Origin of the sequence: Paenimyroides tangerinum, assembly GCF_003865405.1 — a bacterium.
Lineage (GTDB): Bacteria > Bacteroidota > Bacteroidia > Flavobacteriales > Flavobacteriaceae > Flavobacterium > Flavobacterium tangerinum.
Window position 1 is genome coordinate 55327 of the sequence record NZ_RQVQ01000006.1, and the last position, 24114, is coordinate 79440.

Here is a 24114-nt window from a genome sequence, read left to right on the forward strand (position 1 = left end):
TTGTTTTTATATTTTGTAATTTTATTGAAAAAATAAGTTTTATGTTCGATACGATTCTAACAGCACTATTACCAATAACCGTAGTTTTGATACTAGGTTATTTGGCTGGATATCATCAAGATTTTTCAAAAGATCAAGCTGGAGTTTTAAATAAAATGGTCATGTTATATGCGCTACCATTAAGCTTATTTAGTAGTATTGCAACAAGTTCGATGTCGGAAATCCTGAAGGAAAAAGAAATTCTATTGGGTCTTTTTATCGGAATGATTGTTTTTTATTTAGTAGTTTACCTTATTACTAGATTCCTATTTAAGCAAAATAGTCGTCTTTCCGCATTGATTTCTTTAACTATTGCTGGACCCGCAATTCCGTTTGTAGGAGTTCCTGTTTTGGGTGAGTTATACGGTTCAGTAAGTTCAATTCCTATCGCCGTTGGAAGTATTTATATGAATTTATTCCAAGTGCCATTAACTATTATTTTACTGAATTTAGGCGTAAAAAATACCGATGGAACACAATCTAATAGCTTTGCTTCAAATATTATAAATGCTGTTAAACAACCTGTGGTTTGGGCACCAGTTTTAGGATTACTATTCGTTTTGATTGATTTAAAGTTCCCAACAGCACTAATAGATTCTTTTACATTACTTGGTAAATCTACAGGCGGAGTTGCGCTTTTTGCTTCTGGAATTATTTTGTTTTCATATAAAGTAGTTTTTAATAAATCTGTTTTAGCAATTGTGCTTTCAAAAAACATATTAATTCCGTTAGCAATTTGGGGAGTTTCCGTTTTGTTGAATTTTCCATCAAGTGTTTTAAAAGAAACCGTAATTACAATGTCTATCCCAACAGCGTCGGTTGTTATAATGCTTGCGATTCAATATGAAGAAGGGCAACAAACCATTTCTTCAGCTTTGTTTTTGAGTAGCGTTTTGTCAATTTTGACGATGGGCTTTTTTATTTTTTTATTGTCATAATTTTATTAAACAAAAAGACTGAACTCATATTGAATTCAGTCTTTTAAATATTTAAAATAGTTTAATTCTATTCAGCTTTATTTCCTTTTGATTTAATAGCTTTCATTACTAATGGAACTGTTGTGATTAAAACAATTATAATAATAATGTATTCGATATAATGCGTTAAATCCACTTGGTGATTGTCTAATAAATAACGGTAAAGATAATGTCCAGCGAAAATTAAAGAATAAGCCCAAATAAAAGAACTTAATATGTTGTATAACATAAATTTCTTGATTTCCATATTTGCAATTCCAGCAATAATTGGAGCAAATGTTCTGATGATTGGTAAGAAACGTGCAAAGATAATTGCTCTACCACCGTGTTTTTCAAAGAATGCTTTTGATTCAAAAAGGTATTTTTTCTTAAAAATCCAAGAGTCTTCTTTTTGATATAAATAGTTTCCGCTTTTCGCACCGAACCAATATCCAAAAGTGTTTCCTATAATTCCGGCTAATGCAACCAAAGATGCCAAAGCCCAAACGTTCATAAAGTCATTTTCGATATAAACAACTTCTGCCATTAACGCTTTACTGTAAATTCCAGATAAGAAAAGTAAACTATCTCCTGGTAAAAAGAATCCAACTAATAAACCTGTTTCTGCAAAAATGATGAAAAGGATTACATAGATTCCGATTTTGTGACCTGCAATTTCTAAGTTGATGTAAAATTCGGGATTAATTAAATCTGCCCAATTAAAATTCTCCATTTGTTTTTATATGTTTATTCTTGTTCTGTTTGTAATGATTTTCCTTCCCATTTATCAACTGCTGCGGTTGATAATGCATTTCCTAAAACATTCGTCATACTACGAGCCATATCACAGAAGTGGTCGATTGGTAAGATTAAAGCAATTCCTTCTGGAGGAATTCCGAACATTGCACAAGTTGCAACTACTACAATTAATGAAGCTCTTGGAACACCAGCAACTCCTTTACTTGTAAGCATTAAAACCATTAACATCAATAACTGCTTTTCTAATGGCATATCAATTCCGTAAACTTGAGCAATGAAAACACTCGCAAAAGTCATATACATCATACTTCCATCTAAGTTAAACGAATATCCTAAAGGAAGTGTGAACGAAACGATTTTTGGTTGACATCCAAATTTTTCTAATTCTTCAACCATTTTTGGGAAAACCGCCTCACTACTTGTTGTTGTAAATGCAACTAAAAGTGGTGTTTTTATGTGACGTAATAAATCCCATAAACGATTTCCTAATATTAAATAACCAACTACTAGCATTACCACCCATAAAACCAATATTCCTATTGTAAATGCGAGTAAATAATTAGCGTACAAAGCAAAGATTTCAAAACCATAACTTGCAACCGCAGAAGCAACAGCACCTAAAACTCCAAGTGGTGCAAACCACATAATGTAGTTTACCATTTTTAATACTACATGAGCAACAGTATCTAAGGCTTTAGTTAAACTTTCTCCTTGTTTTCCGATTGCTGCAAGTGCAACTCCAAATAAAATTGAGAAAACTACAATCTGTAAAATTTCATTAGTTGCAAAGGCTTCAAAAATACTTTTAGGGAAAATATGTGTTACAAATTGTTCAATTGAAAAGCTTTGTGAATTCTTTAATAAATCAGAAGCGGCTTCTGTTGGATTATCCATCTGAATAGATGTTCCTTTTCCTGGAGCCATTAAGTTTACTAAAAACAAACCAATTAATAAAGAAATTAACGAAGCTGAAATAAACCAAGCCATAGCTTTTCCACCAACTCGACCAACCATTTTCATATCGCCCATTTTTGCAATTCCAACAACCAAAGTTGAAAATACCAATGGAGCAATAATCATTTGTACCAATCGAATGAAAATAGTTCCTAAAAGTTTAATGTTTTTTGAAAAACCAGCGATGTATTCTGGGAATTGGTAATGTACAATTCCTCCGATTGCAACACCAACAACCAATGCAGCTATAATTGCAATAAATAGTTTATTATTACTTTTCACGTTGAAGTATTTTTGAGGCGTGAAAATACTCATTTTTTTTTACTTATAAGTTATGAATGATTCATTAAAATTCGTTTTAAGAATTTTTTAAGAACATTTGCCAATTTACGAGAATGTTGGTTTTATAATCGAATAAATCAATTAGTTTGATTATTTTTATCGCTGTTTAAAAAATTTAATAATGAAAAAATTACTTATTCTAACTTTAAGTATTGCAAGTTTATCTGCAAATGCCCAAAACAAAGTAATGACTAAAGAACTTTTATGGGAATTAGGTAGAGTAAATCCGGTTGGATTATCTGCTGATGGAAAGTTTTTATATTATGCTGTTGGAACTCCAAATATGGCAGAAAATAAAATCAATTCAAAATTTTATCAAGTTACTATTGATGGTAAAAAAGGAAAAGAACTTGAGTCTTTAGAAGGATTGGTTATTGATAAAAATGTTTCTGCTGACGGAAAATTCAAACTTTCAGACGAAGCAGTAAAAATTAATAAAGTTTTAGGTAAAGATTATTATCCTGAAATGACAGAATCTAATGTGTATATTAATGATGGATTGGATTACAGACATTGGGATACTTATAATGATGGAACTTTCAATCACGTTTTCATTACAAATTTAGAAAACAATCAAAAAGTTGATATTTTAGAAGGTGAAGCTTTTAATTCACCACAAAAACCATTTGGTGGAGACCAAGATTATGTTTGGTCACCTGATGGAAAGTCTGTAATTTATGTTTCTAAAAAATTAGAAGGAACGGCTTACGCTTTAAGTACAAATGCAGATTTGTATGAATATAATTTAGAAACAAAGCAAACTACAAACTTAACTCCCGATAATAAAGGTTACGACACACATCCACAGTTTTCGCCAAACGGAGAATTGTCTTGGTTACAAATGAAAAGTGACGGATATGAAGCGGATAAAAACGACATCATTGTTCGTTATATGGGAGCTGATATGAATTTAACTGCAAACTGGGACGGAACTGTCGATAGTTTTGTTTGGAGCGCAAACGGTGAAGAAATTTATTTTACTGCTGCAGTTGATGGAACGATTCAACTTTTTGAAGTTAATTTTCCAGGAAGAAAAAGAATCGCTCCGACAGTTAAACAAATTACAAATGGAAATTTTGATGTAACTAGTATTGTCGGATTTTCTGGTGATAAAGTTATCGTAACTCGTACCGATTTCAATACAGCTACAGAAGTTTATTCGTATGATTTAAAATCAAAAAAATGGAATCAAATTACACACGTAAACGACGCAGCTTATAAAGATATTGCAAAAGTTAAAGTAGAAAAACGTTATGTTACTACAACGGATGGAAAGAAAATGTTGGTTTGGGTAGCTTTACCTCCAAATTTTGACCAAAATAAAAAATATCCAACGTTGTTATATTGCCAAGGTGGACCACAATCTGCGTTAACACAATTTTACTCTTTCCGTTGGAATATTCAATTAATGGCTTCTGAAGGTTATATCGTTGTGATGCCAAATCGTCGAGGAATGCCAGGACACGGAGTTGAATGGAACGAAGCAATTTCTAAAGATTGGGGCGGACAAGTTATGCAAGATTACTTAACTGCAATTGATGAATTAGCAAAAGAACCTTATGTTGATAACGATAAATTAGGTGCAATCGGAGCAAGTTACGGCGGTTATTCGGTTTATTATTTAGCAGGAATTCACGATAACCGTTTCAAATCGTTTATTTCTCATTGTGGAGTTTTTAATTTAGAATCGATGTACGGAACAACAGAAGAAATGTTCTTTACAAACTGGGATTCTGGTGGAGCTTATTGGGACAAAAACAACGAAGCTGCTCAAAAAACATATAGAGATTTCAATCCGAAAAACAACGTTGATAAATGGAATACACCAATTTTAGTTTTCCATGGAGGAAATGATTTCCGAGTACCAATCGGGCAAGGACAAGAAGCTTTTCAAGCTGCACAATTACAAGGAATCAAATCTCGTTTTGTTTATCTTCCAGAAGAAAATCACTGGGTTTTAAAACCTCAAAATGCACAAATCTGGCAAGGTGAATTTTTCCGTTGGTTAGACGAAACTTTAAAACAAAAATAATTTAATAAAAAAGGAATCTGTGAAAGTAGATTCCTTTTTTGTTAATTAACGAAAGTTATATTGTAACAATTGTTATCTTTATGCGCCTTATTATAAAAATAAAATTCAAATTATAATGTTTAAACTGAAATTAAAACCAATCGTTGCAGCTTTAATTATTGCTTTAGGTGTTTCTGGAAATGCTTTTGCTCAAGATAATTTAGTGAACGCTGTGAAAAATAATCAAAGTAATCAGAGTAAAGAATTATTCACTTTTACAGATGTTATTAATTTAGAAAATACTCCAGTAAAAGACCAAGGTTCATCTGGAACGTGTTGGTCATATTCTGGAAATTCTTTTATTGAATCAGAAATGATTCGTAAAGGAAAAAAACCGGTTGAGTTAGCTCAGATTTATACAGCGCGTAATGCGTATATCGAAAAAGGAAAAATGTATGTAAAAATGCATGGAAATGTTGAGCTTGGAGAAGGAGGACAGTTTCATGATGTTATGAATACTTATAAAAAATACGGAGCAGTTCCACGTGAAGTTTATACAGGTTTAAGTGAAGGACAAACAAGAAACAACTTTTCTGAAATGTCTAAAATGAACGAAGCTATTTTAGGTTCAATCATTAAAAACGATAAGTTATCTGATAATTGGTTAGATGCTTACACAGCAGTTATTGATACGTACTTAGGTCAAGCTCCTGCTGAATTTATGTACGAAGGGAAAAAATACACACCTAAAACTTTCGCTGACCAAGTGGTTGGAATCAATCCAGATGATTATGTAGAAATTTCATCGTTCAAAGAATACCCATATTATTCAAAATTCGTTTTATTAGTTCCAGATAACTGGTCTTTTGATTTGGTTTACAATGTAAAAATGAACGAATTGGTTGATGTTGTTGATAATGCTTTAAAAGAAGGTTACACAGTTGCTTGGGCTGGTGACGTTTCTGAAAAAGGTTTCAGTTGGAAAAATGGTGTAGCTTACGTTCCGGAAATTGATTTTAGTGTAATGACTCCAGAGCAAAAAGCAGACATGTTCAACGGACCAAAAGCTGAGAAAAAAGTTACTGAAGACGATCGTCAAAAAGCGTTTGATAACTACGAAACAACAGATGATCACGGAATGCACATCGTTGGAATTGCTAAAGATCAAAACGGAAAAGAATATTATATCGTAAAGAATTCTTGGGGATTATCTAACGACTACAAAGGTTATTTATATATGACAAAAGAATTTATGAAATATAAAGCAACTGCAATTATGGTGAACAAGAATGCTGTTCCAAAAGCAATTGCTAAAAAATTATCATTGTAATATTGAAATAATGATTTGAAAAAGAGATGTATTTGCATCTCTTTTTTAATTTTGTAAAAAATAAAAATATGAGTAAAGATTCATTAAATATAGTTAAAGACTCGATTATAATAAAAGACACGATAACTCTACAAGGTCAAAAGGAAGTTCTCTTGAATGCAGTTAAGCCAGAAAATGTAAAAGATGGAGTTGTTGAACAAGTAAGTCAAATTTCTGAAGGATTCCAGATTATGATTTTGCGATTGATAAATTCAATTCCTAAAATTGTGGGAATGATTATTCTTTTAATCATTGGTTTTTTTATTATTAGAACCATTTTAGGAGTCATTCGTAGACGCTTTGAAAAACGAAATGTCGATAAATCATTAAGAGGTTTTTTAATGTCAATCATTCAATTTGTTTTGTACGTTGTTTTAATTTTGATGATTGTGCAAAATTTAGGATTAGAAACAACTGCAATTCTAGGAGCTTTGTCAGGTGTGGTTTTAGCAGTTGGTTTGGCCTTACAAGGGTCACTTTCTAATTTTGCAGGAGGTGTTTTGATTCTTTTATTCCGTCCGTTCGAAGTCGGTGATTATATCGAAAATGCTTCGGGAACTGATGGTACAGTTGACAAAATCGATTTACTTTACACCTCATTAACAACTTCAAGCGGAATAAAAGTTTTTAGTCCGAATGGAGCTTTGGCAAATTCTGTAATAAAAAATTATTCAAAAATCACAAGTCGTCGTTTTGAATATAACATCGGAATCGGTTACGAAGATAATATTAAAACAGCTCGCTCCATTATTTTTAATGTTTTAACTAGCGATGAACGTGTTTTACAAGGTCCAGTTCCTGAGGTTTTTGTGAACGAATTGGCAGATAGTTCTGTAAATTTAACCATTCGAGCTTGGACTTTAAAAGAAGATTATTGGGCTACAAGAAATAATCTTCAAGAAGAAATTAAAAATGCGTTAGATAAAGCAGGAATTTCAATTCCGTATCCGCAACGAGAAATGCATATAATATCTGAAAAAGATAAAGAATAGAATTAAAGCTTCCTGATTTTTAGGAAGCTTTTGTTTTTTTGTGATATAAATATTAAATTAGTTTAACCAACCCAAAAAGTAAACATGGAAATTCAAATTTCACCAGGATTTAAAAAACAAGCACAAAGAGCTATTTTATCTATCGTTCTTTTTATAGTAAGTTTTATTCTTTTAACTCTTTTAGGTTTAGCAGTTGTTGCATTCTTTGTTTTTCTAGCTTTTAAGATTCTGATTTTCATGGGAAATTTTATTGGAATGTTACTTGCGGTTGGTCTGGTTGGTTCTGCAATAGTTTTATTGATTTTTCTGTTTAAATTTATTTTTCAAAAATCTAGTAATTCAACTGAAGGGATGCATCAAATATATACGTCTCAACATCCAAAATTTTTTAAGATGATTCACGAAATTGCTGATGAGGTTGGTACTGATTTTCCTAAAAAAGTATTTCTAACCGATCAACTAAATGCATCTGTTTTTTACGATTCTTCTTTTTGGAGTATGATCTTTCCAGTTCGTAAGAATTTAATGATTGGCTATGCCTTGGTTAATGTTTCTACAGAACAAGAATTAAAAGGAATTTTAGCTCATGAATTTGGTCATTTTTCTCAACGAAGTATGAAGATTGGAAGTTATGTTTACAATTGCAATCGAATTATTTTTAGTTTGGTTTTCGAAAATAGTTCGTTTGAAGAAAATGTAAATAAATTCTCAAACGGTCATATTCTTTTTAAACTTACGGTTGGTTTTTCTATTTATATCATTCGTGGTTTTCAGTTCGTATTAAAGCAATTTTATATTTTCTTAAATAAAAGCAATTTGTCATTGTCTAGAGAAATGGAGTTTCATGCCGATGCAGTTGCTACAAACATTGTAGGTTCTCAAGTGATGATTGATTCTTTGGCTCGAATGGATTTGTCTGATCGTGCTTATGGATCTGCAAATGCGTTTACAAATTCTAAATATTCTGAAGGTTTCAGACTTTGTAATTTTTATGATGTTCAAACTTATGTTCTTAATATAATTGCCAGAAAAGATAAGCATAATTTTAACGAACATTTACCTAAGGTAACTTTAGACGAATTGCGTTTACAAAATAAAAGTAGATTGAATATTAAAGACCAATGGGCTTCACATCCAACAATGGAAGAGCGAATTGAAAGTATTCAACGATTGAATATTCAAACGGTTAATAATTCATTAGAACCAGCTAAGTTTTTGTTTGAAAAACCAAACGAAATTGAATTGAAATTAACTAAGTTGATTTATCCTGAACATGAATTGACGGATTTAAAAGAACTTTCATCAACAGAAGAGAAAGATATGTATGATGATTTTTTAAAATCGGTTTCATTTAATGAAATTTATAACGGATATTATGATAACAAAAATCCGTTAACTGAAATTTCAAAAGTTATAGATGTTGATTCATCGGTTACTTTAAAAAGTTTGTTTTCTGATGAGGAGGTTGCTTTAGGGGCAAAATATTTGTCGCTTAATCAAGATTACAAAGATGTTGAATATTTAGCTTTCCAAAAGCATAAGATTAAAACTTTTGATTTTGATGGAATTAAATATCGAAAAAAAAATGCCGAAAATCTTTTAAAAAATTTAGATAAGGAGCTTTTAGATTTAAAAAATCAAATAGAAAGTCACGATGATTTAATTTATAGTTTCTTTTATCATAAAGCCCAAGATAAAGGTTTGTTTCTCGAATGGGATTCTATATATAAAACTTATATAACAATGGATAAGCTTTATGATTTGGGGTATAAAAAAGCAGTTAAATTTGAAGAGGTTTTAGTTTTTATGAATAAACAATCATCGATTCCTGTGATTCAAGAAAATTTGAAAATAATGAAACCTTTTGAAGAAGTTTTTAAAACACATTTAAAAGAATTGGTTGCTACAGATTTGTTTCAAAATGATATTAATGAAGAAAGGCGAAAATTAATTATTAATTATATAGATAATGATGAAGCTTATTTACGAAACGAACAATGGAATGATCCAGCTTTGAATTTACTTTTCGATTGTTTACGAAATATCTCTTACATACATTCCGATTTGATTTTTACAGCTAAAAAAAATCTATTAGATTTTCAAGCTAATCAATTAAAATAAAAAAATCCACTCCTAAATTTCGAGTGGATTTTTGTTTATAAATGTTCGATAACATAATCTTTATAAAAATCTTCAATTTCTTCGAAGATGCGTAATAATTGTTGTGGATCATCTTCGGTAACCAAACGCTGACGATGTGCTTTGAAACCGTGAATGCCTTTAAAGTAATTCGTATAATGACGACGCATTTCCACAATTCCCAAACGTTCACCTTTCCATTCCATCGACCAAATTAAATGGTTTTTGGCAGCTTCTAAACGGTCTTTCATCGTTGGTGGAGCCAATAATTCACCTGTTTTTTCGTAATGTTTAATTTCATTAAAAATCCAAGGATAACCAATCGCCGCACGTCCAATCATCATGCCATCTAAACCAAAACGTTCACGGTATTCTTTTGCTTTTTGAGGTGAATCGATATCTCCGTTTCCAAAAATGGGAATATGAATTCTTGGGTTGTTTTTAATACGTTCAATATGCGTCCAGTCCGAATGTCCTTTGTACATCTGCGCTCTCGTTCTTGCATGAACTGTTAACGCTTGCACACCAACATCTTGTAAACGTTCAGCAACTTCATCAATATTAATCGATTCTTCATCCCAACCTAAACGAGTTTTAACCGTAACCGGTAAATGCGTACTTTTAATAACAGCTTCCGTTAAACGTATCATTAAATCGATATCTTTTAAAACGCCAGCTCCAGCTCCTTTGCTAACCACTTTTTTAACTGGGCAACCAAAGTTGATGTCAACCAAATCTGGCTGAACCGTTTCAACGATTTTAGCCGAAAGTGCCATCGCTTCTTCATCACCACCGAAAATTTGAATTCCAACTGGACGCTCGTAATCAAAAATATCCAATTTCATTCTGCTTTTCATCGCGTCACGAATCAATCCTTCCGAAGAAATAAATTCAGAATACATCAAGTCTGCACCATGTGCTTTGCAAAGTCTTCTAAAAGGCGGATCGCTAACATCTTCCATCGGAGCTAATAACAACGGATGGTCAGGTAATTCAATATTTCCTATTTTGATCATGAAGATAAATTTTGTGCAAAATTACTATATTATTTTTAGGTGTGAAAATATTGTGTTTTTCTTAAGATAGATTAACTTCTATTTTTATTAGAAATTGTATCTTTATTTAAATTAAATATTGAAAAAGATGTCAAACATAGATTATATTTTTGAAGAGAAAGCTGCTGATATCGGTAACTTTTTAGTAGGTAGATTGTTGCCTTTTCGTCAAAAGCGAAACATAGGTCCGTTTGTTTTCATCGATCACATGGGGCCGAAAAAATTACAAGCAGGCGAAAATTTAGATGTAGCTCCACATCCGCATATTGGTTTGTCAACCTTAACTTTTTTGTTTGAAGGTGCTATTCAGCATAAAGACAGTTTAGGAAACGATTTAATGATTGAACCAGGCGCCGTAAATTGGATGACGGCTGGTAACGGTGTGGTACATTCAGAACGAACGCCAAATCATTTACGAGAAGTAGAAAAATCAGTTCACGGATTGCAGATTTGGATTGCATTACCAAAGCATTTAGAAAACATCGATCCGAGTTTCGTACATGTCGAAGCTAATGATTTACCAACTTGGACAGAAAATGCTGTTGATTTTAAATTAATCGCAGGTGAATTTGATGGTAAAAAATCAGGAGTTCCTGTTTATAGTAAATTATATATGATCGAACTAAAAGCAAACGCAGATCAAACCATTAATTTACACGATCGTTTATATGGTGAAAGTGGTTTGTATATTTTAGAAGGTGAAGTTTCTAGTAACGGAAACGCATTTGGACCAAAACAAATTCTAATTACTAAAGATGCATATTTGTGCACATTTGACATCAAAGCCGGTTCAACCATTTATTTGTTTGGAGGCGAACCTTTTGAAGAAGAGCATTTTATTTTCTGGAATTTTGTTTCGTCTAGTCGTGAAACCATTGAAGAAGCAAAAGAACGTTGGCAAAAGCAAGAGTTTCCTAAGGTTCCTGGTGAAACCGAATTTGTTCCATTGCCTAATAACCCATTTAAAAAAGATTAATTATGGAAAAAGTACACGCAAAAATTGGTGTTCAAAAATATAAAACAACTATTAAAGGAAAAAATCTTGAATTCATTGCTGACCAATCAGAAAGCGAAGGCGGAATGAATTTAGGACCAAGTCCAAAAGAACTTTTAGCAGGTTCGTTGGCGGGTTGTGTTGCGATGACGGTTCGTATGTACGCCGATCGTAGCAATTGGCCATTAGAAGAAGTTTTGGTTGATGTCGAAATCGATACAGAAACAACTCCAGGAACTACGATTTTTAAGAAAAAAGTTGAGTTTAAAGGCGATTTAACTGAAGAACAATTAAAACGCTTACATTTAATTGCTCAGAAATGTCCAATTAATAAAATACTTCAAAATCCAATAGTTGTAGAATCTTAAGTTTTAAAAAATTTTCGACTTTTGACTTTCGATTATTTGAAGCCGATCCAGCTTTCCGCTATATCTTTTGCTTTCTGAAAAAAGCAAAAGGATGCCGCTGCAATCTGGGCTAAAAAAGTAAGCCTGCAAATATTGAATGGTTTCTTGTGAATTTACATATTTAAGTAAAACTCCGTCAGAGTTCTAAACTCTGACGGAGTTTTAAATTGTTTTTTAGTTTTCAAATCAAAATTATTTTGTTGCTTCATAAAAAAAGCTATAATACTAAGTAACTTTAAATTATATTTGCAAATTAGAGGTGTTCTGTAGAGACATCGCGTTAGGGATAGTAGTGGAAAGCCCACAATGAGGAGTTTACGACGAGTGAGGACTTGAAACGGATAGCCCGACCTGAAAGGGAACGCACAAAAACTGATAAATTTGAAGATGAAAAAAATACGTAATTTTTGTATTATTGCGCATATCGACCACGGGAAAAGTACCTTGGCTGATAGACTTTTAGATGCAACACAAACTGTTACAGCTCGTGAAGCGCAAGCACAGCTTTTGGATAGTATGGATTTGGAGCGTGAACGTGGAATTACCATTAAGTCACACGCTATCCAGATGGAATATAAATACAAAGGGGAAGAATATATTCTGAACCTGATTGATACTCCGGGTCACGTGGATTTCTCTTACGAGGTTTCGCGTTCTATCGCTGCTTGTGAAGGTGCTTTGTTGATTGTTGATGCGGCTCAAAGTATTCAAGCGCAAACGATTTCGAACTTATATTTGGCTTTAGAGAATGATTTGGAAATTATTCCAGTTTTAAATAAAGTTGATTTACCGTCTGCAAACCCAGAAGAGGTAAGCGATGATATTGTTGAATTATTAGGTTGTAAATTAGAAGATATTATTCACGCTTCGGGTAAAACTGGTTTTGGTGTAGATAAGATTTTAGAAGCAATTGTTGAGCGTGTTCCTGCGCCGAAAGGTAATCCAGACGAACCGTTGCAAGCTTTGATTTTTGATTCGGTTTATAATCCATTCCGTGGAGTTGAGGTTATTTTCCGTGTAATTAACGGACAAATCAAAAAAGGTCAGAAAATTAAATTTATGGCTACGGACCACGAATATTTTGCTGATGAAATTGGTACTTTGAAATTAAATCAAGTTGCTAAACAAGTGATTTCTGCTGGAGATGTTGGTTATTTGATTTCTGGAATTAAAGAAGCAAAAGAAGTAAAAGTAGGTGATACGATCACAGATGCGGTTGTGCCTACTACAAATATGATTTCTGGTTTCGAAGATGTGAAACCAATGGTATTTGCTGGTATTTATCCGGTTGATACAGAAGATTACGAAGATTTACGTTCTTCGATGGAAAAATTACAATTGAATGACGCATCGTTGGTTTTCCAAGCAGAAAGTTCAGCAGCTTTAGGATTTGGTTTCCGTTGTGGATTCTTAGGAATGTTGCACATGGAAATTATTCAAGAGCGTTTAGAGCGTGAGTTTAATATGACGGTGATTACAACGGTTCCTAACGTTTCGTACTTTGCGTACACGAAGAAAGACCCTGATACTCCAATGATTGTTAATAACCCATCTGATTTGCCAGAACCGTCAAAATTAGACCGTGTTGAAGAACCTTATATCAAGGCAACAATCATTACCAAATCTGATTTTGTTGGTAACGTAATGAGTTTGTGTATTGAAAAACGTGGAGTTATTACCAATCAAACGTATTTGACGCCAGAGCGTGTGGAATTGAATTTTGATATGCCGTTAGCTGAGATCGTTTTTGATTTCTATGACCGTTTAAAAACGGTTTCTAAAGGTTATGCTTCGTTTGATTATCATCCAATTGGAATGCGTACTTCTAAATTAGTTCGTTTAGATGTTTTATTAAACGCGCAACCAGTTGATGCACTTTCTGCGTTAATTCACGAAAGTAGTGCGTATCATATTGGTAAAAAGATGTGCGAGAAATTAAAAGAATTAATCCCACGTCAACAGTTTGATATTCCAATTCAGGCTGCAATCGGAGCTAAAGTAATTGCTCGTGAAACTATCAAAGCTTTACGTAAAGACGTTACCGCAAAATGTTATGGAGGAGATATTTCTCGTAAACGTAAATTACTTGAAAAACAGAAAAAAGGTAAAAAGCGTATGCGTCAAGTAGGAAATGTTGAAATTCCACAAGAAGCTTTTATGGCTGTACTTAAATTAAACGATTAATTTTTTCGCGATATATATTTTAAAACCGTTCATTTTTATGAGCGGTTTTTTTTGTTGATTTTTGTTTTAGAATTGTTATATTGAATTTTATTTAATGTTTATGAAGTCTTATTTATTATTTCTCGGATTTGTATTTTCTATTTTAGTTTTTTCTAGTTGTGCTAAAAAAAATGTTTTACGTGAATATCTTACAAACGATAGTATTTCAATGTGGGATATGCCAATAATGGAGTTACAGATTATCGATAATGATTCATTGTATTTTGAACGAACTATTAGTTTTATGTTTCATAAAGATTTGACTTGTGAAGTTTTTAATTTGGGTATGAAAGATAGGCATGCACGTAGAATCGGACCAAAAGTGAATGTTACAGGAAAATGTAATAGATGGGAGATGTTAAATGATTCAGTTATTAAAATGAATTGTGATGAAACGTTTGTTGTAAAAATAATCAATAGAGATACAGTTTATCTATTTGATACTTTAGGTGTAAAAAAACATGAAATGTACCGTGTTTTTAAACCTTGGGAAATTAACCAAGAATCGGTTGAGATTCGAGATAAGTTAATTGAATCTGGAGAATATTTGAGTCCTTATTTATATTATTAATTAAGAAATTCTAAGTAGAGATTATATAATAAAATCCTTAATCATCACGTTTAAGAACCTTTATTTTTCCAAATAAAACCATCTAAAAAATAATTGGTTTAATTGTAATAATGATACTAATTAAAAGGGGTTATTAGAATATCACCAAATTCCCATTTCGTTACAAATCCAATAGTTATGAAAAGTAAAATTATCAATTCTATATAAATAAATGCGTAAAACAAGATTATTCTATATGTAAAACCCAATTTTGAATAGTCGTTTCTAAAAGCGTTAAAATAGCCATAAATAGTGTATAAGAAAATTAGAGACGCAATTATATATTGAATGGCTTTATCCGCTGAACTGCTGATATCAATAAATAAATCAAAATAAAAAAGAATAATAGCGAAAGTTGATAATAGCAAAATCCCTAATAATATCATTGCAGCAATAATGATGTGTTCGCTTAAATTTAGTTTTTTTCGTCTAAATATAATATAGCTGTTTATTGCAGCGAATGGAACGAAAATGAAAATTACTATTTTACTTTTTTGAGCAAAAATATATTCCATTTTTTGACTGGCTTCATTTAAATTCGATATATCTTTAACATATCTCCTTCCTTGTTCTATAAGTATTTCATTGTAATAATGTTTGAGAAATAACATCAAACCAATGGTTAATAAAATCAGTAAAAATACATTATAATAAGGTTTTCGCTTTCCCGAAATATAATCGAGTGCTGCTTTTCCAGGACGTAACAATGCCTGTTTTGCTGTATATAATATACCTTTTTCAATATGAAATGTTCCGTGCAAAACATCGTGGAAGATAAAATTTTTAAATGTAATACGGTGCGTATCGGCTTTTTGTCCGCAAGACGAACAATATTTATCTGTTAGTTTTTTTCCACAATTAAGGCATTTTTTATTCATCATTTATTTATGTTTTTTGCAAAATTACTTTTAACGTTGTGTTGTTTTAAAGTTTTGTTTTTAACAAAAATATCACAAATAATTTACAAATAAATAGTTTAGTTTATTTTTGTGTAAAATTTTAATAATAAATAATTGTGTGTTTTGATTTTTTTAGATATGATTTTAAGAACCTTTATTTTTCCAAATAAAACCATCTAAAATATAATGCGTAAACTGTGGCAATGCCAAAAGTGGAACCCATAAAAACTGCCAAAAATCTGGAATGTAAAACGATTGGTTCAATTGAATGTGTTCTTCCCAAACGGTAATTTCCCAAATGAATTCTTCGGCAACAGCCAATAATAAAAGAATTAAAATAAAGCCAATAGCTTTTCCGACTAGGTTCTGAAATTTAAAACTAAACTTTTTGCTTGGTGCATTTTCAACTTCTCTAAAATACACCAAAGCCATATACGGAATTCCGTGTGAAATGACATTAAAAGCTGTAAAGATGAGTTCGTTATTGTAATAAACAATACTTAAATACCACGAAATATATGTTCCTAAAATCAACAAGGTTTTGGGTTCGTTGATGCTTTTTGTTTTTATGAATTTATAAAGTTGTTGCACGATATAACATCCAAAAATGATGAAATAAACAACGTTTAAATAACTCAGAATTTGTGGTTGTGAAGCTTGAATAAATTCGTTTTGCACAAACCAATTAAAGTTTCTATCCGGACTTAAAAACCAAAACAACATCGGGTAAACCGTTGCATTGTAAATCACAATTTTATCAAATATAACCGTAAATTTGGTTTTCATTTCGTTTCGTGCATACAAACGCATAAAACCGTATTGCTGACGAATGAAATGAAAAACAGCAATGTATGCGAGTAACGACCAAAAGAAATCTTTTCCGATTGTAAATGCAATCGTGCCAATTAGGAAACAAACGGCTGGAATTCCTAAATATAATTTTTTGTGTTTCTTGAATTCAGACGGAACCAAATAGGTTTTGAAAATCGATGAATAAACGTGCGCAACATCAATACAAACAATTAAAATCAACCAGGTTAAAAACGAAAATTGATTTTGAATATGTGTGATTTCCTTCTGAAATAAAACCACGATTAATGCGATTACAAAGGGCGGAGCCAAGATAAATAGCAAATCGGTCTTTTTTTTATGTATCCAAGGTTGTTTCATCTATTAGTTTTTTTGCTGCGTTGATTCCTTGATGGAAAGCTTCTTCAAAAATTGAAATTCCGCTTAAATCACTATGCGCAAAATATATGTTTTTGGTGTTTTGTGAAGCTTGTTTTAATTTTTCGGAAAAGATAAAATTCGGAAATGGAGAAATCATTCCGTGTCCTTTTTTGTGAATTTCAATCGATTCTATTTCATCTGTGATTCCGTAATGTGCTTTTTCTAAATCTGATAAAATGATGCTTTTCCAATATTCATCTGATTTTGAATACAGATTTCGTCTTTCTGTCAATAAATCTTTTTCAGACAGAGCTGCATAATACGTCAATACAAAAGGAGGTTTGTATTGATGCAAATGCTGATGTTGATTGTAAATATATCCCAATCCAAAACCGTTGTGAATAACATTATCCCAACTCAATGGCGCACCTTCGCTTAACGGAATTTTTTTCACAACAATGGTTGCGGTCAACCACGGTGCATATTCAAAATCAGCAACGACATCTTTTCTGTTTTTAATCAGGTATTTATTTACAAATTGCGGAGTTGCCACGATAACTTGATTTGCAATTATGGTTTTAGATTCGTTTGTTTTTGAATCGTAAACCAAAAGATGCACTTTGTTTTCCATTTCTTCAATCTGATAAACAAGTTCGTTTTTTAGCTGTTTACCTTTGGAATATTTGGCTAACTTTTCAACTAAAAACTGATTTCCTTCAGGCCAAGTCAACACATTGTGATTGCTATTTTTTCTTCCGCAGAAATAATGTAATCCAGCCCAAGCTGAAACTTTTTTAACTCCAATTCCGTAATCGTCTTTACAACAATAATTCAAATAAATATTTAAATGTTCGTTGTTTAAGTCATTTTGAATTAGCCACTCGGCTAACGTAATTTTATCTAAATTGGTAAACTGTTCGTCTTTTGAAGCTTTGTTTATTGGAATGTCAAAAGCAAATAAATTGTCGTTTCCTTTAATTGTTTTTAGTTCGGAAATTAATTCGTCAAACTTTTCAAAAGCTCTTAAATCTTCTTCATTTAATGCGTATTTAGGAATGATTCCTTCTTGCCAATAGTTTTTAATAAATAAGCGTTCGTGTGGGTCAAAACACAAATAAGCTTCATTGAAAATCGGATTCTCATCTTCGAAATGTGTGATGATATTTTCTTGATTTAAGAATGAAATCAATTCGGTATCGGTAGGATTTGGAAGTGGAAGATAATGCGCACCAAACGGATATTTGCTGTGTGAATTTTCTCCTGCAGACGAATTTCCACCAACTTCATTTTCTAATTCAATGACTTTAAAATCGTTGATTCCATTTTTAGAAAGATAACGAGCTGCCGATAAACCTGAAATTCCACCGCCAATAATCACTATGTTTTCGTTTATTGTTTTCGTAGGTTTCGGAAAATCAGAAGTTCGTAACCGATGTCCAAGAATATGATTGGTTCCGGTGATTTTGAATATTAGTTTTTCGACAGAATTTGTACACGATTGAATAAACGGAATCGCTGCTAATGAAAGCAACGTTGTTTTGATAAAATCGCGACGATTCCATTTATAATTTGCTCCATTCTTCATCGAAATAGCGTACTAAAGATTGGTTGTCTAATCGGTTGATTTCAATATCGCTTGCTTTCATATCATCTGGAAAATCGGTATAATCACTTAATTTATGATTATAGAATTTCAAATTTTCTAGCTTCCTTTTTGGATATTGAAAATTGATGCTGTTGTTTGGTGAAACAATTGCAAATCCCCATTCGCCAAATGACGGTACATAAGTGTGATAAGGTGTGATGTTCGGATAAATGGAAGCAATGGTTTCGTGAATACACCAAAACGATTTTGGCGCATAATACGGCGATGTAGTTTGAACGCTGATTACTGTTTTATCGGTCATACTTTCGTATAACGATTTGTAAAAATAAGTTGAATATAATTTTCCTAAACTGTAATTGGATGGATCGGGAAAATCGATGATGATTACATCATATTTCTCTTTGTTGTTTTTTACCCAAACAAAAGCATCTTCATTGAAAATGGTAACCTTTTTGTCGTTTAACGAATTTTTATTGTAATCAGTTAAAACTTCATTTGTCTGAAATAGTTTGGTCATTCCTTCATCTAAATCTACTAAAGTAATTTTTTCTACATCTTTGTATTTTAAGACTTCTCGAACGGCTAAGCCATCTCCGCCACCTAAAACCAAAACATTCTTTACAGAAGGTGCGGTTGACATTGCTGGGTGAACCAGCAAATCGTGATAACGATATTCGTCTTTGGTATTGAATTGTAAATTGTTGTTTAGATACAATTGATATTGTCCGCGGTCTTCCGTTAAAATAATACGTTGATAAGGTGTGCTGTGTTTGTAAATAATGTTGCTTTGGTACAGATTTTTTTCTGTATAACTTAAAATGTCATTTGAATAAAACGCAGCAGCTATCAAAGCCGCTAAACTAAAGAAAGCTTTTGCGTAAAGTGATTTTGGGTTTTTAACTTCCTTGCGTAAGAAAATACAAAGTGCAATCCCGACGCAAACATTGATAATTCCAAAAAATAGTGATGTGCCGATAACGCCAAGTTTCGGAATGAAATAAATAGGAAATAGAACCGAAGCTAATAAGGCTCCGATATAATCGAATGTGAAAACATCAGAAACTAAATCTCTAAAGTTTACACGGTTTTTTAAGATGTTCATCAAAATCGGAATTTCCATTCCAGTCAAACAGCCTGTAATAAATACAATAAAATATAAAATAAACTGAAAATGAGCAGCTTCTTGGAATAATAAAAATAAAAGAACGGAACTCAATCCGCCAATAATTCCAATTAAAAGTTCAATTTCAATGAATCTATCTATTAAGTTCTTTTTGACAAATTTTGCCATAAATGAACCGACACCCATCGAAAAAAGATAGGTTCCAATAATAAATGAAAATTGCTTTACCGAATCGCCAAGTAAATAACTTGCAAGTGCGCCGGCTACTAATTCGTAAATTAATCCACAAGTGGCAACAATAAATACAGATAGAAATAAAAAATACTGTAATTTTTTGTCTTTATCCATGAAGTGCTGCGCTAATTATAATCGAAATGCCAATAATAAATGCCGCGAAAACAATTGCTAAAGCTATGTTTTTATTTTCAACGATTTCTTTCCAAGAGTTTTCTGGAGTTAACTTTTCTACGATTAAATAAGCGATTAATAAAATTACGATTCCAACTAATGAATAAACTACTGAGTTGGTTAATCCGTTTAAAATTTGTGTCATATTGATTTTATTTATGTGAGCCAGAGCTGCTGTATGTTCTGTAAACATAATGACTTCTGCTTCCGGTGTAAGTTGCGTTTTCTAGTTGTTTGTTTTCGATATTTGAATTGCAATTGTAATTGGATACAAAGAAAAAATTTACAGTTACATATGCTGCAATAATTCCAATTCCTAAATAAATTATAGTATTATGGTTGTGTTTTAATAACGCGTTGAATGTTTGTGTTTCTTTGATTTTCAAATTGTTTTTGACGGTTTCAAAATAAATATAACCGATGAAAATACAAATTCCAATAAAAATATATAACCAAATTTGAGTAACTCCGCCAACTGTGATTTTGTAATCAATTGCGTATTTCTGATTTGAATCGGTTCCGATTTCATTGTAAGTAAAAACCAGATGATAATTGCCTTCATTTAAATTACAAAATGTAATTTGATTTCCAGAAGCTTGATTACTTGAGTTAAAGAAATGAATGAAATTTCCGCCTCTCAAATGTTCGTTTGTTTTTTCGTTAACTAACGAAACAGCTACATTAATATCTTTTTTATCAACTTCAGAAATAAAATCAAGTTTTAGTTTCTGATCGTTTCCTGTTATTTTAAAGGTGTTGGTTACAATTTCGTTTACATGTTGATTCTTTTCAATATAAGCTGAATAATTGTAAGAATTTACATTGTTGTAGTTCAATGCAAAATGCAAAATCCCCATGATGAAACTCACAAGAGCAAAAAACAAAGCAATGTTTTTTATGACATTGTTTTTTAAATATTTTTCTTCTCTAAGTTTAGAAAATAACGACTTAAAAGCTGGATTGTTTATATAGTTTCCTTCAAAGGCTTCTGTTTTTTCATCGTATTTTTCAACAGAAATGAATTTTGTGTCGTCATATTCACCGCTGTAGGTTCTTAAATAAGCTTCTGTTGTAATGTTATTGAAGAAAATTCCTTGAGCAGAATCTGTTACTGCATATTGAAAGAAATCAAAAACATAAGTTGTTTTATTTCGTTTGAACGGTTTTCCTTCATTGACATCGTTTGAGATTGTAGAAAAGTCAAATTCTTTTAAATATGAATTAAAATCGCTTCCGTGAGATAAGAAAAATAAATTTCCGTCATAATCAACAACAATGTATTCGTTCCATTTTGTGTTGTCGGATGTGTCTTTTTTTGTGCTGATACCAACAACATGATATGTTTTTGATTGAAAAACAATTTTTTCACCAATAAAAGTGTAATTATTGTCAATTTCATTTTTAAATCGTCCAATGTTAGTTAAAACACCGTTGTTTATACTTGCAACAGAAAGACAAAAGGGGCAACTAAAACTTACAGGTTGAAGTTTAGTATGAGGAATCTCGGTAGTTTTACTACAAGTTGGACACGTATAATTTTTCATTACCTATAAACATTAGTTTCATTAAGGACTTTTGCTTCAAAATAGTTTTTGAAAGCATTGGCTAAGATTTCAACTTTTTCGGAATTATCTTTTAAATAATTGCATAAATAAATATCCAAAGTCAATTGGTTGAATTCAGGCCAAGTATGAATACAAATGTGTGATTCCATTAAGCAAATTGCAGCTGTAAAACCATTTGAATCAAAAGTGTGTTTTGAAATTCCAACTATTTCAAGATTGTGTTCTTTAATGATTTTAATTGCAAATTCTTCAAATGCAGTCAGATTTGTAACTTTCTCAGAATTCGAAACTTCTAAAGTTAGCAACTTATGTAATCCAGGTGAATAGTTATTGTGCATTTTCAAATAGTGGTCATTTGGTTTAGCACAAAGATTGTAAAAAAATGTTAAAAAAGAAAATAAAAAAATCCTTAACCGTGAGATTAAGGATTCTGAAGAGCGGAAGACGAGGCTCGAACTCGCGACAACCAGCTTGGAAGGCTGGAGCTCTACCAACTGAGCTACTTCCGCATGTGATATTTTTTAAAAACTATTATCAAAGTTTTGGAGCGGAAGACGAGGCTCGAACTCGCGACAACCAGCTTGGAAGGCTGGAGCTCTACCAACTGAGCTACTTCCGCATTTAACTATTTTTGAATCTTAGTTCTGATTTTGTGATTGCAAATATAGAGATAAATTAATATTTCACGCAATAATTTTTTTAATTTTTTCTGATGTTTCAATGCTTGTTAGTCTAATTTTTTTTGAATCAAATGTTTAGGGGTTGATTTTTTTTATTTTGATTAAATTTGTTAATATAAAATTAACGTATTTTTAGTTCGGTATTTGCCGAACTAATGCTATTTTTGTAAAAATTTGTTTAAATGGAAGATGTTTTAGAGCTTGAACTTTATAAAGAAGTTACAGCTCATTATGAAAAATATTACAAGCTTCAGCCGTTAACAGCCAAGGTTTATTCTTTTTTTATTTTCAATAACTGTCAAGATGGATTGACTTTTGATTTTCTAGTTGATACTTTTCAGGTTAGTAAAAGTTCAATGTCGCATAGTATTAATACGCTTATTGAGTTGAATTTTATTGAAGATTTTAAAAACGAGAATGAACGTAAACGCCATTTTAGAATTAATAAAAAACTTTTTTTAATGCGATTATTGGATGTTGAAGAACGTTTGATTAGCGAAAGAAATGTTTACTTAAAACTTAAAGATTACAAAATGACTAATTCAAACCAAATGTTCAAACCCGAAACGTTTGATTTATACATTGAGCATTTAGCTGAAGTTACAACATCAATAGAGAATACAATTCAAAACTTAAATATATATATCAGTAAAAATGAAAATTAATACAAAAACGCTATTGTTGCTAATTGGTGCAACTTCGATAGTTGCTTGTTCAAAAAAAGAAGAAGCTAAACAAGCTCCAAAGCCAGCTTTAGATGTAGTAGAAACGGTTGTTAGAGATGTTACTGGATATCAGTCTTTTCCTGCTGTCATCGAAGGAAAGATTAATAATGACGTTCGTGCTAAAATTCAAGGATATATAAAAGAAGTTTTAGTTCACGAAGGTCAATCTGTTTCTAAAGGACAAATCTTATTTCGCTTAGAAACCAATGTGCTAAATGATAATGCTGCTGCTGCAAAAGCAAGTATTTCTGCTGCTCAAGCTTCGGTTAGTGCTGCTCAAGTTGAGGTAAATAAATTAATTCCGCTTGTTGAAAAGAAAATCATTGCTTCAGTTCAATTAGAAACAGCAAAAGCAAATTTAGCTTCAGCAAAAAGTATGTTGGCTCAAGCGCAAGCAAATTATCAAAGTATAAATGCAAATATAGATTATGGAGTTGTTCGTAGTCCAGTTAACGGAGTTGTAGGAACGCTTCCTTTTAAACTTGGAAGTTTGGTTGGTCCTAATGATTCACAACCTTTAACTACGGTTTCTGATGTAAGTACGGTTTATGCAAACTTTGCAATGAACGAAAAAGAATATTTTAAATTCTTAAATGATACGCCAGGTCAATCTCTTAGTGAAAAAATCAAAAATATACCACAAATCGAATTGCAATTAGCCGACGGCAGTTTATATCCTCAAAAAGGGAAAATGGAAACCGCTTCAGGTCAAGTGGATCAAGCAACAGGAACGGTTCAGTTTCGTGTGGCTTTCCCTAATCCGAACAAAATTCTTAGTAATGGAAATAGTGGAAGTATTCGTTTACCAAGAACTTATACGCAAGTTTTAGTGATTCCAGAAGTTGCTTCTTACGAACAACAAGGTAAAATCAATGTTTATAAAGTGAAAAATGACACAGCTTATTCATCGGTTGTAAATGTAATTGATCGTGTAGATAATATGATTATTGTTAGCGATGGTGCAAAAGAAGGCGAAGTTATTGTGGTAAGCGGAATTGGAACTTTACGTGATAAAACTGCAATTCAGCCTAAAAAAGTAGCTTTCGATTCTATTGTTAATTCAATCAAACCTATTTTCTAAAATAATA

Annotated in this window: 21 protein-coding genes and 2 tRNA genes; 11 read left to right on the top strand and 12 right to left on the bottom strand. The window is 31.8% G+C overall.

Translation table 11 applies throughout. The features are described 5' to 3' along the window. Positions 1-41 precede the first annotated feature (41 nt). Positions 42-977: an AEC family transporter gene (locus EG240_RS03590; protein ID WP_125017512.1), complete on the top strand. Its 936-nt coding sequence runs from the start codon at positions 42-44 to the stop codon at positions 975-977. Positions 978-1044: 67 nt separating this feature from the next. Here the strand turns inward: EG240_RS03590 and EG240_RS03595 are convergent, their stop codons facing one another. Together EG240_RS03595 and EG240_RS03600 are read right to left on the bottom strand one after the other, a co-directional pair. Next, complete coding sequence (locus EG240_RS03595) at positions 1045-1728, bottom strand: DedA family protein (protein WP_125017514.1); 684 nt, start codon at positions 1726-1728, stop codon at positions 1045-1047. A 14-nt stretch (positions 1729-1742) separates the two neighbouring features. Beyond that, positions 1743-3023: a dicarboxylate/amino acid:cation symporter gene (locus EG240_RS03600; RefSeq protein ID WP_125017516.1), complete on the bottom strand. Its 1281-nt coding sequence runs from the start codon at positions 3021-3023 to the stop codon at positions 1743-1745. 148 nt (positions 3024-3171) lie between these two features. Between EG240_RS03600 and EG240_RS03605 the strand changes: the two genes are divergently transcribed. From EG240_RS03605 to EG240_RS03620, 4 genes are all read left to right on the top strand, one after another. Further along, complete coding sequence (locus EG240_RS03605) at positions 3172-5082, top strand: S9 family peptidase (protein WP_125017518.1); 1911 nt, start codon at positions 3172-3174, stop codon at positions 5080-5082. A 115-nt stretch (positions 5083-5197) separates the two neighbouring features. Further along, positions 5198-6391 (top strand): C1 family peptidase, encoded by a 1194-nt coding sequence (locus EG240_RS03610; protein ID WP_125017520.1) that lies wholly within the window; start codon positions 5198-5200, stop codon positions 6389-6391. A gap of 68 nt (positions 6392-6459) precedes the next feature. After that, entirely contained in the window at positions 6460-7422 is a 963-nt protein-coding gene (locus tag EG240_RS03615; protein WP_235830329.1) for a mechanosensitive ion channel family protein, read from the top strand. Between the two features lie 84 nt (positions 7423-7506). Next, complete coding sequence (locus EG240_RS03620; protein WP_125017522.1) at positions 7507-9543, top strand: M48 family metalloprotease; 2037 nt, start codon at positions 7507-7509, stop codon at positions 9541-9543. 35 nt (positions 9544-9578) lie between these two features. On the opposite strand, the gene dusB is transcribed toward EG240_RS03620, so the two are convergent. Beyond that, on the bottom strand, positions 9579-10577 hold the full coding sequence (dusB, locus tag EG240_RS03625) for a tRNA dihydrouridine synthase DusB (RefSeq protein WP_125017524.1): 999 nt from the start codon (positions 10575-10577) through the stop codon (positions 9579-9581). Between the two features lie 127 nt (positions 10578-10704). Between dusB and EG240_RS03630 the strand changes: the two genes are divergently transcribed. The 4 genes from EG240_RS03630 (at position 10705) to EG240_RS03645 (ending at position 14811) form a co-directional block, all read left to right on the top strand. After that, the gene (locus tag EG240_RS03630) at positions 10705-11592 is read left to right on the top strand and encodes a pirin family protein (protein WP_125017526.1); all 888 of its coding nucleotides are present in this window, start codon (positions 10705-10707) and stop codon (positions 11590-11592) included. Positions 11593-11594: 2 nt separating this feature from the next. Then, the gene (locus tag EG240_RS03635) at positions 11595-11978 is read left to right on the top strand and encodes an OsmC family protein (RefSeq protein ID WP_125017528.1); all 384 of its coding nucleotides are present in this window, start codon (positions 11595-11597) and stop codon (positions 11976-11978) included. Between the two features lie 426 nt (positions 11979-12404). Next, the gene (lepA, locus tag EG240_RS03640) at positions 12405-14201 is read left to right on the top strand and encodes a translation elongation factor 4 (RefSeq protein WP_125017530.1); all 1797 of its coding nucleotides are present in this window, start codon (positions 12405-12407) and stop codon (positions 14199-14201) included. Between the two features lie 100 nt (positions 14202-14301). After that, positions 14302-14811 (top strand): hypothetical protein, encoded by a 510-nt coding sequence (locus EG240_RS03645; protein WP_125017532.1) that lies wholly within the window; start codon positions 14302-14304, stop codon positions 14809-14811. A 116-nt stretch (positions 14812-14927) separates the two neighbouring features. On the opposite strand, the gene EG240_RS03650 is transcribed toward EG240_RS03645, so the two are convergent. The 9 genes from EG240_RS03650 to EG240_RS03690 all read right to left on the bottom strand — a co-directional run bounded on the left by EG240_RS03650 (position 14928) and on the right by EG240_RS03690 (position 22240). Beyond that, entirely contained in the window at positions 14928-15731 is an 804-nt protein-coding gene (locus EG240_RS03650; RefSeq protein WP_125017534.1) for a DUF3667 domain-containing protein, read from the bottom strand. 162 nt (positions 15732-15893) lie between these two features. After that, a complete protein-coding gene (locus EG240_RS03655; RefSeq protein ID WP_125017536.1) occupies positions 15894-16919 on the bottom strand; it encodes a hypothetical protein in 1026 nt (341 codons plus the stop codon). Then, a complete protein-coding gene (locus tag EG240_RS03660; protein WP_125017538.1) occupies positions 16897-18504 on the bottom strand; it encodes an FAD-dependent oxidoreductase in 1608 nt (535 codons plus the stop codon). The genes EG240_RS03655 and EG240_RS03660 overlap by 23 nt, the downstream gene beginning before the upstream one ends. Beyond that, complete coding sequence (locus EG240_RS03665) at positions 18482-19996, bottom strand: polyamine aminopropyltransferase (RefSeq protein ID WP_125017540.1); 1515 nt, start codon at positions 19994-19996, stop codon at positions 18482-18484. The genes EG240_RS03660 and EG240_RS03665 overlap by 23 nt, the downstream gene beginning before the upstream one ends. Beyond that, positions 19989-20201, bottom strand: a complete 213-nt coding sequence (locus EG240_RS03670; RefSeq protein ID WP_203229281.1) for a DUF350 domain-containing protein — start codon at positions 20199-20201, stop codon at positions 19989-19991. The genes EG240_RS03665 and EG240_RS03670 overlap by 8 nt, the downstream gene beginning before the upstream one ends. A gap of 7 nt (positions 20202-20208) precedes the next feature. Then, a complete protein-coding gene (locus EG240_RS03675) occupies positions 20209-21600 on the bottom strand; it encodes a DUF4178 domain-containing protein (protein ID WP_125017542.1) in 1392 nt (463 codons plus the stop codon). Next, a complete protein-coding gene (locus EG240_RS03680; protein ID WP_125017544.1) occupies positions 21600-21959 on the bottom strand; it encodes an S-adenosylmethionine decarboxylase family protein in 360 nt (119 codons plus the stop codon). The genes EG240_RS03675 and EG240_RS03680 overlap by 1 nt, the downstream gene beginning before the upstream one ends. Positions 21960-22057: 98 nt before the next feature. Then, positions 22058-22130: transfer RNA gene (locus EG240_RS03685), tRNA-Gly, on the bottom strand. A gap of 34 nt (positions 22131-22164) precedes the next feature. Then, a tRNA-Gly gene (locus EG240_RS03690) sits at positions 22165-22240 on the bottom strand. Between the two features lie 243 nt (positions 22241-22483). On the opposite strand from EG240_RS03690, the gene EG240_RS03695 reads away from it, so the two are divergent. Then, the gene (locus EG240_RS03695) at positions 22484-22966 is read left to right on the top strand and encodes a MarR family transcriptional regulator (protein WP_125017546.1); all 483 of its coding nucleotides are present in this window, start codon (positions 22484-22486) and stop codon (positions 22964-22966) included. Next, entirely contained in the window at positions 22956-24107 is a 1152-nt protein-coding gene (locus EG240_RS03700) for an efflux RND transporter periplasmic adaptor subunit (RefSeq protein WP_125017548.1), read from the top strand. Before EG240_RS03695 ends, EG240_RS03700 begins: the two co-directional genes overlap by 11 nt. Positions 24108-24114: the final 7 nt, after the last annotated feature.

What these genes read in the sequence shown, in the direction of transcription:
- EG240_RS03610 (WP_125017520.1), top strand. Translation starts at nt 5,198, where the DNA reads ATGTTTAAACTGAAATTAAAACCAATCGTTGCAGCTTTAATTATTGCT.
- EG240_RS03590 (WP_125017512.1), top strand. Translation starts at nt 42, where the DNA reads ATGTTCGATACGATTCTAACAGCACTATTACCAATAACCGTAGTTTTG.
- EG240_RS03665 (WP_125017540.1), bottom strand. Translation starts at nt 19,996, where the DNA reads ATGGATAAAGACAAAAAATTACAGTATTTTTTATTTCTATCTGTATTT.
- EG240_RS03675 (WP_125017542.1), bottom strand. Translation starts at nt 21,600, where the DNA reads ATGAAAAATTATACGTGTCCAACTTGTAGTAAAACTACCGAGATTCCT.
- EG240_RS03650 (WP_125017534.1), bottom strand. Translation starts at nt 15,731, where the DNA reads ATGATGAATAAAAAATGCCTTAATTGTGGAAAAAAACTAACAGATAAA.
- EG240_RS03695 (WP_125017546.1), top strand. Translation starts at nt 22,484, where the DNA reads ATGGAAGATGTTTTAGAGCTTGAACTTTATAAAGAAGTTACAGCTCAT.
- EG240_RS03605 (WP_125017518.1), top strand. Translation starts at nt 3,172, where the DNA reads ATGAAAAAATTACTTATTCTAACTTTAAGTATTGCAAGTTTATCTGCA.
- EG240_RS03620 (WP_125017522.1), top strand. Translation starts at nt 7,507, where the DNA reads ATGGAAATTCAAATTTCACCAGGATTTAAAAAACAAGCACAAAGAGCT.
- EG240_RS03670 (WP_203229281.1), bottom strand. Translation starts at nt 20,201, where the DNA reads ATGACACAAATTTTAAACGGATTAACCAACTCAGTAGTTTATTCATTA.
- EG240_RS03630 (WP_125017526.1), top strand. Translation starts at nt 10,705, where the DNA reads ATGTCAAACATAGATTATATTTTTGAAGAGAAAGCTGCTGATATCGGT.
- EG240_RS03680 (WP_125017544.1), bottom strand. Translation starts at nt 21,959, where the DNA reads ATGCACAATAACTATTCACCTGGATTACATAAGTTGCTAACTTTAGAA.
- EG240_RS03635 (WP_125017528.1), top strand. Translation starts at nt 11,595, where the DNA reads ATGGAAAAAGTACACGCAAAAATTGGTGTTCAAAAATATAAAACAACT.
- EG240_RS03660 (WP_125017538.1), bottom strand. Translation starts at nt 18,504, where the DNA reads ATGAAGAATGGAGCAAATTATAAATGGAATCGTCGCGATTTTATCAAA.
- EG240_RS03615 (WP_235830329.1), top strand. Translation starts at nt 6,460, where the DNA reads ATGAGTAAAGATTCATTAAATATAGTTAAAGACTCGATTATAATAAAA.
- EG240_RS03600 (WP_125017516.1), bottom strand. Translation starts at nt 3,023, where the DNA reads ATGAGTATTTTCACGCCTCAAAAATACTTCAACGTGAAAAGTAATAAT.
- EG240_RS03595 (WP_125017514.1), bottom strand. Translation starts at nt 1,728, where the DNA reads ATGGAGAATTTTAATTGGGCAGATTTAATTAATCCCGAATTTTACATC.
- EG240_RS03700 (WP_125017548.1), top strand. Translation starts at nt 22,956, where the DNA reads ATGAAAATTAATACAAAAACGCTATTGTTGCTAATTGGTGCAACTTCG.
- lepA (WP_125017530.1), top strand. Translation starts at nt 12,405, where the DNA reads ATGAAAAAAATACGTAATTTTTGTATTATTGCGCATATCGACCACGGG.
- EG240_RS03655 (WP_125017536.1), bottom strand. Translation starts at nt 16,919, where the DNA reads ATGAAACAACCTTGGATACATAAAAAAAAGACCGATTTGCTATTTATC.
- dusB (WP_125017524.1), bottom strand. Translation starts at nt 10,577, where the DNA reads ATGATCAAAATAGGAAATATTGAATTACCTGACCATCCGTTGTTATTA.
- EG240_RS03645 (WP_125017532.1), top strand. Translation starts at nt 14,302, where the DNA reads ATGAAGTCTTATTTATTATTTCTCGGATTTGTATTTTCTATTTTAGTT.